The 8800-nt window shown below is 42.4% G+C and carries 4 protein-coding genes; 3 read left to right on the top strand and 1 reads right to left on the bottom strand.

Annotated elements, in window-relative coordinates:
- The first annotated feature begins 262 nt into the window (after window positions 1-262).
- The 3 genes from AB1414_10755 to AB1414_10745 all read left to right on the top strand — a co-directional run bounded on the left by AB1414_10755 (window position 263) and on the right by AB1414_10745 (window position 8614).
- Complete coding sequence (locus AB1414_10755; protein MEW6607910.1) at window positions 263-613, top strand: hypothetical protein; 351 nt, start codon at window positions 263-265, stop codon at window positions 611-613.
- A gap of 153 nt (window positions 614-766) precedes the next feature.
- Window positions 767-1096 (top strand): type II toxin-antitoxin system PemK/MazF family toxin, encoded by a 330-nt coding sequence (locus AB1414_10750; protein ID MEW6607909.1) that lies wholly within the window; start codon window positions 767-769, stop codon window positions 1094-1096.
- Window positions 1097-1156: 60 nt separating this feature from the next.
- A complete protein-coding gene (locus AB1414_10745) occupies window positions 1157-8614 on the top strand; it encodes a PQQ-binding-like beta-propeller repeat protein (protein ID MEW6607908.1) in 7458 nt (2485 codons plus the stop codon).
- On the opposite strand, the gene AB1414_10740 is transcribed toward AB1414_10745, so the two are convergent.
- Window positions 8607-8800: hypothetical protein (locus tag AB1414_10740; GenBank protein MEW6607907.1), on the bottom strand; the 194-nt coding region annotated here is incomplete at its 5' end. The genes AB1414_10745 and AB1414_10740 overlap by 8 nt on opposite strands.

Below are 8800 nucleotides of genomic sequence, written 5' to 3'. Positions count from 1 at the left end.
TTAATGGCATTTTGCCAACTTCAACCTCAGTTTCAACCGTAAACCCTTTAGGTTCGAGTAGATGTTTTAATACATTTGAGAAATACGGGTGCCATTTCTTCTTCATCATCTATGAGTATATACTAAATTTCTGTCTTTGTCAATAACTTTTTTGCCGAAAATATCTCTAACTTTCTCAATAAACATATCGCTCCTATGGCAAGGGATTCCGGGGACACAATACTAAATTTTTTGATTCAGATACGGAGAATAATTTAGTATTGTGTCCCCTGAATTTGGTCTGAATTTGGAGTCTTCAAAATATAGACCAGAGATAACCCTTTATAAGTCTGTTGATAAAGCATCCACCCTTCCTGGAGAAACCCTAACCTATACGATTACCTATAAAAATGAAGGTCAAGGAACAGCAAAGGATGTTTCTATTATTGATGTTTTGCCAGAGCACTGCGTGTTGAAGTCCATAGTCCATAGTCCACAGTCCATAGTCAGTTATTGGTATAACAATGGATGGCAGACAGATTTTAATGAGGTTGCAACAAAGATCAGGTGGATTATAGATGAGGTTGGGCCGGGTCAGTCCGGTTCAGTCAGTTTTACAGTGAGGGTAAAGTAAATTGTAGTTTGGAGAAAAAAGGTATTGACATACTGAAAAAATATGATAAAATGTATGATAAATAATCATCAGTTGCTGAATTGGCTCTGCCCGCCCAGATGGAGGCATTAAACCATGACTGACTTAGACTTCCCTCATCGAGGAGAAATCTGATTGGTAAATTTCAATCCTGCCAGAAGACATGAACAGAGAGGCATTCGGCCTGCCATTCTCATCCAAAGCAATACGATCAATCAGACAGGATTTGGGACAGTGGTTGTTTTGGCTATATCAAAAGCGACTGATGTTAAACGCCGCGGTATCCTCAATGTTTCTGTAAAAAAAGGAGAGGGAGGACTCACAGTAGATTCAGTGGTTAAATGCCACCAGATATATCCCATTGATACAGGAAGGTTAATGAGACGATTCGGGAAACTAACAGACATTAGAATGAAAGAAGTGGAGAGGGCAGTTAAACTGGTACTCGACTTCATCAGGTTGTAAGCATAAAAATCAGCATTCCGCAAAATGCTTTAATCTTTGATTTTTAACGGAGGTGTTAAGATGTTTGCAAGAGGGGTGAAAAGGTTTATTTTGGTGGTTTGGTTGGTGGTGTGGGCAAGTTTGGGTTGGGCTGATGTTGCTCCCTGGCCCCAGTATCAACACGACGGGCAGCATACAGGAAGAAGCCTTTATCCTGGCCCGGGTAATTCTTCCTTGAAGTGGCATCAGTGGTTTACCTCAGGCTGTTCGGTGGTGATTGGCCCTAATAAGACCATTTATGTTGCCTCAGATAAGCTCTATGCCTTAACCCAGAACGGAGCAGATAAATGGAACCTCTATCTTGGAGGAAAGGTTTGCTCTCCTCTCATCGGCTCAGATGGACTCATTTATGCGGCCACATCTTCTGGAGACCTCTTCTGTATAAGGGATGATGAGACAAAAGCAACCATCATCTGGGAGAAAAAGCTAAGCGATTCCCTCTTTACTCCAACTTTGAGCCTCGATGAGAATACCATTTATGTTGGCTCATCTGACGGAAGCTTTTATCTTGTGAATAGCTCAAATGGTAGCATCAAAGGAAGCTTTACCACTGATTTTACAACTGACCTTGAAGCCTTCACCACCCCAGCCATTAGCATTTCCGGTAACATCTACTTTGCCAGCTATCCAAAGACTGGTTGGGGCAAACTCTATGCCTTGAATTCAGAAGGCAATCTCCTCTGGTCATACGACTATGGAACACAAAAAGCCTCTTCCCCATCCATTGGTCCTAATGGCACCGTCTATATCTCAGCCGGTGGAATCCTCCATGCCATAGACCCAGGAACAGGCACTCGGAAATGGAAATATTATAGGGCATACAACTCTTCACCTGCCATTGGCACTGACGGAACACTCTATCTTGGCTCAGGCTATTATGATGGAACAAAGAGCTTACATGCCTTATATCCAGAAGATGGAAGTATAAAGTGGCAGTATCCTGAAGAAGGAAGTTTAGGTGATTATATCTCTTATTCGCCTGTCATTGACTTACAAGGCAAGATCTACTTTGGGGTAGGAGGCAGTTCTGATGCCACAAAGACTGTTTACTGCCTAAACCCAAACGGCACATTCAACTGGAAATTTAACACCTATGACAAGTTCTGGAAATTCCCTTCCTTAGCCCTGAGTTCTGATGGTATCCTCTATGCAGGCACAGATTATCATCACCTTTATGCCCTCGGCTCAGAACCTGTCTCTCTTTATATCAAAGGCTATATCAAAGACACCGAAGATTTGCCTCTAAAAGGAGTAGTGGTAAATCTTTATGGTGATGCCTCCGGAAGTTACACTACCGGAAGTGATGGCTTCTACGAATTCTTGAACTTAGCTGTTGGTGAGTATACAGTTATCCCTAAAAAGTCTGGTTATAGCTTTTCTCCCTCCAATTATTTCTATCCTTCCTTGAGTGAAAGCAAGGAGAATCAAGACTTCACTGCAACCCATATCGGTCAGGGGGCCTACAATGAGTTAGGAGACTTAAACAGGGATGATAAGACTTGGTGGGATGGAGAGAAGGAGAAATGGGCACATCCAGAATCAGATATATACATCCATGGATATGAGGGGGCTATTGTCTGGTATTGGCCCTGGTATGAGGATGAGAATCAATTCTGGTGGTGCACCACCCCAAAAGCTCCAGAAGGTAAAATCAACTCCCAGGCTGTCAAGTATCGGCATTACACCTACATCTGGGTTGATGCTTCTCTATTCGATCAGGACGGAGAAGGGCACCCCCAAAACACCCTCTATCTTACCATCAGATACAAAGATGATGTAAGGGCACCCCAGGATATGAAAGCTGATTTTGACTATCCAGGTGTGCCTGTCTACTCATACAATGGGAGTTGGATATTGCAGGACTATATAGGTGGCAATTTTGACCATAGGTGGAAGACTATCCAATTTGAGATTGATCCTTCCAAGTTAAAGGTTATAGAAGAAGATACTGCGAAAGGTCCCTTAAAAAGATTCAAATTCAAAATCGGTGATGGTTCCTATAAAGATTCCCTCCTTGGAGAATTACCCTTAGATAAGGTCAAATTAGCCGATAATCCTGAAACACCAGAATTTGAAGAAGACTGTGATGGCTTCTGGCCAGAGAGTCCTCAATCCCGTTTTGGAACCTTATCAGAGACCTGCGAGTATATCCCTGATGAGGGTCCATTCTTCCCTTATGGTATTTTCGCTGGCACAAGCTTCGTCTATGACCAGGGCACAGGCACCATGGATACCTGGCAGATAATGGAAGATAATAACCTGAACTGCTATGTAATAAGTGACTGGGACATAGACTGGTATAACCGCTGGCATGTCCACTATGATCCAGATAAGTGGTACTGGCCGGGTGGATATGTAGAGCCAGGTTTTGATGAACATCTACAACTTTCAGCTAACCATAATCTGAAGGTACTTCCAGTCTTCGGCCAGAATATCAGGGCCGGATGGGTGGGTGAATATAGATATGGCAGTGAAAGAGCCTGTCTTGACTATTTAGAACAGGTAATGCGTGATCATAAGGATAATCCCAATATCCCCTTCTGGTATCTCATTGATGAGTGGGATCATGAATATGGATCCTATGGAAGACCTCATCTCTTTGCCCATCAGTTATCCCGAAGACAGAGATTGGCTGATCCTAATAGACCTGGCTTTATGTTGGCTATGGGATTTATGGGATTGACAGAATGGCAGATGATGGCCGAGGATGCTGATGTTCTCTCCTGTGATAAATACCCTTCTGACTATGACAATGTAGAGACAGGCTTAAACCGCCAGGCCCAGAAGCTTGATCAGATGCGACAGGCCGTGGGTGATACCCGACCACTAATTATGACTGTTGAGGCTGTTGACTATCCACCTGAACCATTAGGCCGTACCCTTACCAAGGAAGAGATGATTGCCCAGGCCTATATATCCATTGCCCATGGGGCAGTTGGTATCCTATATTTTGGTTTTCCTCATCCTAAGGATCCCAGATATGATAAGTATGGTGGAGTAGAGGGAGTTTGGGATGGCATACACCAAGTAGGTTATGAGATACTCAAGGCCCCTGACAGACTTGCCCCAGCCATCCTCCCACCCTCTGTCACCTTAGACATTATGGGAGAAAAAGGCATAGTCACCACAGGGACAGAAAAGATGCACTGGATCTACAAACAGAAAGAGAATGGCGACAAATACCTGATCACCTTAAATGGCAGCTCTCAAGCTAGAACTACCACCTGGCACATCAAAGACATTGGCACAGGGACAAAAGAACTCATTGTTCTCTTTGAGACAAGAACAGTTACAGCCATAAGTGGCACATTTACAGATACTTATCAAGGTTACGAAAGGCATATCTACAAGCTCCCAGCCGAAACATTCTTCATCAACGGTTCAATCAAAGACAAGCAAGGTTCTCCTCTGGGTAGTGTTACAGTTACCCTTTCTGGTGGAAGTAATGCTACTACCACCACAAACTCCTCTGGTTACTACCAATTCCTCAATCTACTACCTAACACCTACTACCTAACACCTACTCATCCCCAATACACCTTCTCTCCTCCCCAGGCTACCCTGACCATCACGGATCAAAGCCTCACCCAGGACTTTACCGGCTCCACCCTTTCTCCTGCTGTAATTACACTTGTTAGCCCAACTCATGGGCCGGTAGGTACTATTGTTACTATTAAAGGTGGTAATTTTTATTCAACAGAAACCATCAGGATAAGTTTTGGTAATACTATAACTATTGTACTTGCTGCGGCTGAAAATGGCAGTTTTACTACTACCTTTACTGTAGATGACCAGGGGTTTGGCACGATTACTATTATTGCGTATGGATTGGATTCAGAATATATTGCTACAGGTTACTTCGTTATCCCACCTCCAGAATACTTTAAGATTGGTACGATTTCATCTCCGCAAATTGCAGGGCAAGGATTTAGTATTAACATCACTGCCTACAATAAATACGGTGATATAGTAACTAATTTCAAAGGCACGGCTACTTTAACTGATATTACAGATACACTTATCCCTCATCCCCCATCCTTCATCCCTTTTAAAGAAGGTATCTGGCAAGGCACAGTAACCATCACAAAATCTGGCACCACCGCCATCACTGCTCACTCCTCACTGCCCACTGACAACTCCATTTCAGGTACAAGTAATCAATTCTATGTCAACGCAGGTACACCAACTAAATTCTTAGTCTATCCAGAAGAAGAATTAAAAATCCCTGCTGGTGGAACAGTAGCAATCACTGCTCAATTAATAGATGCATACAATAACCCAGTTGGCTCATCAGGCATCAGTTGCAATTTAGAAGTAATAGTCATTTCAGGTACATCAGGTATTCTATCTACCATCACTACTACAACCAACAAATCAGGCCAAATAGCCACCATTACCTATTTTGTCTCTCCACACGCAGGCGACAGGGTAAAATTATCAATTAACAATTATCAATTATCAATTATCAATTATTCCGGCACCATCACCACCATTCCTGCAGACCTCGACCACTTCACCTTCGACCCAATTGGTACGCAGACCGTAGGTGTGAATTTCCCAATCACGATTACGGCGAAGGACCGATACGAAAACACCGTCGATTCGTTTCAAGGCACCACCACCTTGACAGACCTGACCAACAGCCTGAATCCGAAGCAGACCCTGGCATTTGTGGCTGGTAGCTGGACAGGATCTGGTTCCATCACGGTTGCCGGGACGACAAACATCACCGCAGGTTATAAAAACATACGCGGGACAAGCACCACATTTTTAGCCAGGGGAGGAACACTTACACAGTTTGTTATTAGCCCCATTGCGACACAAACCGCCGGAGTAGGGTTCAACATCACCATTCAGGCTAAGGATAGCTTTGGGAACATAGCCGATGGTTTTACAGGAACAGCTACTTTAACTGATATTACCGGTACCCTCATCCCTCATCCCCCATCCCCCATCCCTTTTACCTCTGGTATCTGGCAAGGTACAGTAACCATCACAAAGTCTGGCACCACAGCCATCACTGCTCACTATTACTCCATCGCTGGAACAAGCAATTTTTTCTTAGTCCAATCAGCAGGATTACATCATTTTAGCTTCGCCACCATTACGACACAAACCGCAGGGGTAGGATTCACTATCACTATTACCGCAAAGGATAGCTTTGGGAACATAGCCGATGGTTTTACTGGCACAGCGACTTTAACTGATATTACAGGTACACTCATCCCTCATCCCTCATCTCTCATCCCTTTTAAAGAAGGGCTCTGGCAGGGCACAGTAACCATTACTATGTCTGGCACCACCGCCATCACTGCTCACTTCATCTCTGGCACCAGCAATCTATTCTTTGTCCAGTCAGCGGCATTACACCAATTTAGATTCGCTCCGATTACTGACCAGACAGCGGGTGAAGGTTTCAATATCACCATTATTGCTAACGATGCCTACCAGAATACTGTTACTACTTATAATGGAACTAATACTTTAACTGATACCACTGGATCAATTATTCCTAATACAACTTCTAATTTTATCAATGGGGTATTAAAAGACTTTCAGGTAACTATATTTATTTCCTCAGGTAATGTCATTATTCATACTTCCAATGATGGAATAGTTGGAACAAGTAATACCTTTAAGGTAACTGCTGGCAAATTAGACCATTTTAATTTTGATATTATCCCCTCTCCACAAATAGCAGGTAAAAATTTCCAGATAGTGATAAAGGCAGTTGATAAAGATGAGAATATTATTGATAATTGGATTGGTAAAGTATCTCTTAGTGATACAAGTAATACTATTTTGCCTACATCCACTACTAATTTTATTGCAGGTATTTGGCAAGGTAATGTAAGAATAACAAAAGCAGGGACTACTTCAATTTTTGCCTCTGGATATGGTAAATATGGTACAAGTAATACACTTAAGGTAATAGCTGGAGATTTAGATAGAATAGACATTGAACCAAAAAGTGTCGAACTAAAGGTAGATGAATCAAAGGTATTTACTACTGCAGGTTATGATGAGTATGGGAACGAAGTTAGCATGGAGCACGGAGCATGGAGCATGGAACAGGAAATAGGGAGATTAGAGAATATTATTGGGTCAAGGACTACATTTATTGCTGGGACAGAAGCTACTTCAGGAATACTTTATGTTAAATGTGATACAATTATTGGCACTGCAAATATAATTATTACACCAGGAGAGCTATCTTATATTAAGATTACACCTCCAGAAGTCACCATAGAGGTAGGTGGAACTTGCACATTTACTGCTAAAGGGTATGACAAATATGGGAATGAGAAAGAGGTAGGAAATGGGAAATGGGAAGTAGGAAGTAAACTGGGAGAGTTGACCAATGTTATTGGCACAAAGACGACCTTTGTGGCCGGGACAAAACAAGGCAAAGGAATACTTACCTGCAGAGTAGAACAGATACAAGGCAGTGCAAGTATAACTGTCAGGTCAGGTAGAGTCAATCGATTTGACTTTGACCCGATTAAACATCAGATTATCAATACTAACTTTGGCATTAAAGTAACTGCCCAGGATAGGTATGGCAATCTGGCAAGTGATTACAACCAAACGGGCTCTCTTACAACTAACTTTGGTCAGATAAAACCTGCCAATATCACCTTCTATAACGGCATAGCGATAGGCACGGTAACAATTGAGACTAACCAAGCCGCACCTGATGTCAAGATTACTATTAGAGTTGAGGCAATAGAGTCTCAGAGTAATGATTTTGCGGTGTTATACGATGACGCAAGTAATGTAAAGGTTGAAGAGGGAAACTTGAAGATAGACATTAAATCTCAAAGTGTAAGTAAAGATTATTACCTAACGATAGATAAACCAGGTCTGGATGAGGATGAGATTAAGATAGCGAATTTGCAGATGAATCATTATAACCCGGGATTTTGTCTGCTAACTGATACCATTATCCGCATAGCAGCTAAAGATGGAGATAAGAAACCGATAGAAGGTAATTTTGGGACACGAACGACCAGAGTGATAATTTATTACCATCAGCCACCAAAGAATGTAGCCGAGGAGACATTGAAATTATACATCCTGGATGAGGAATCAATTGAATCGAGGTGGGTGGAGGTAGCCAGGGCACAGGTCTTAGTTGGAAGTAATTTTATCTATGGGGACATACCGCATTTTGGGACATTTATCTTGATTGGGGAAGGGATACCGGCGGGTTTTGATGGGGTTGTGGTCTATCCGAATCCGTTCAAGCCCAGCCGCGGCGATGAAAATATCGTTTTTGAAGGGTTACCAGAGGATACCCAAATCCGCATCTACGACATCTCAGGCAGTTTAGTAAAAGAAGAAGAACACAAACGCGCCACCTGGATTTGGGATGTTCGGGATAATTATGGGAAGAAGGTAGATAGTGGGATATACATCTATGTGTTGACCACTGGCGATGGGAAGAAGAAAATAGGCAAGCTCGCCATTATCAGGTAATTGGGGGACGCAGAGGAATTTTTTGGACGCAAGATGAAAACGCAAGATTTATCATCAGGATTTGGTAACCGTTCAGGCTATATATCAAAAGTGTAAGAAAGGGGATAAGGAGATAAGAGTGATATGGAGATAAGATAATAGAAATAGATTGAAATTTATAGAAATAGGTAGAAATTGATTGTGGAA

This window comes from bacterium (genome assembly GCA_040755795.1).
In the GTDB taxonomy this organism is placed as follows: Bacteria; UBA9089; CG2-30-40-21; order CG2-30-40-21; family SBAY01; genus JBFLXS01.
Note: the sequence above shows the minus strand (reverse complement) of the source record. Positions and strands in the feature narration are given on the sequence as shown.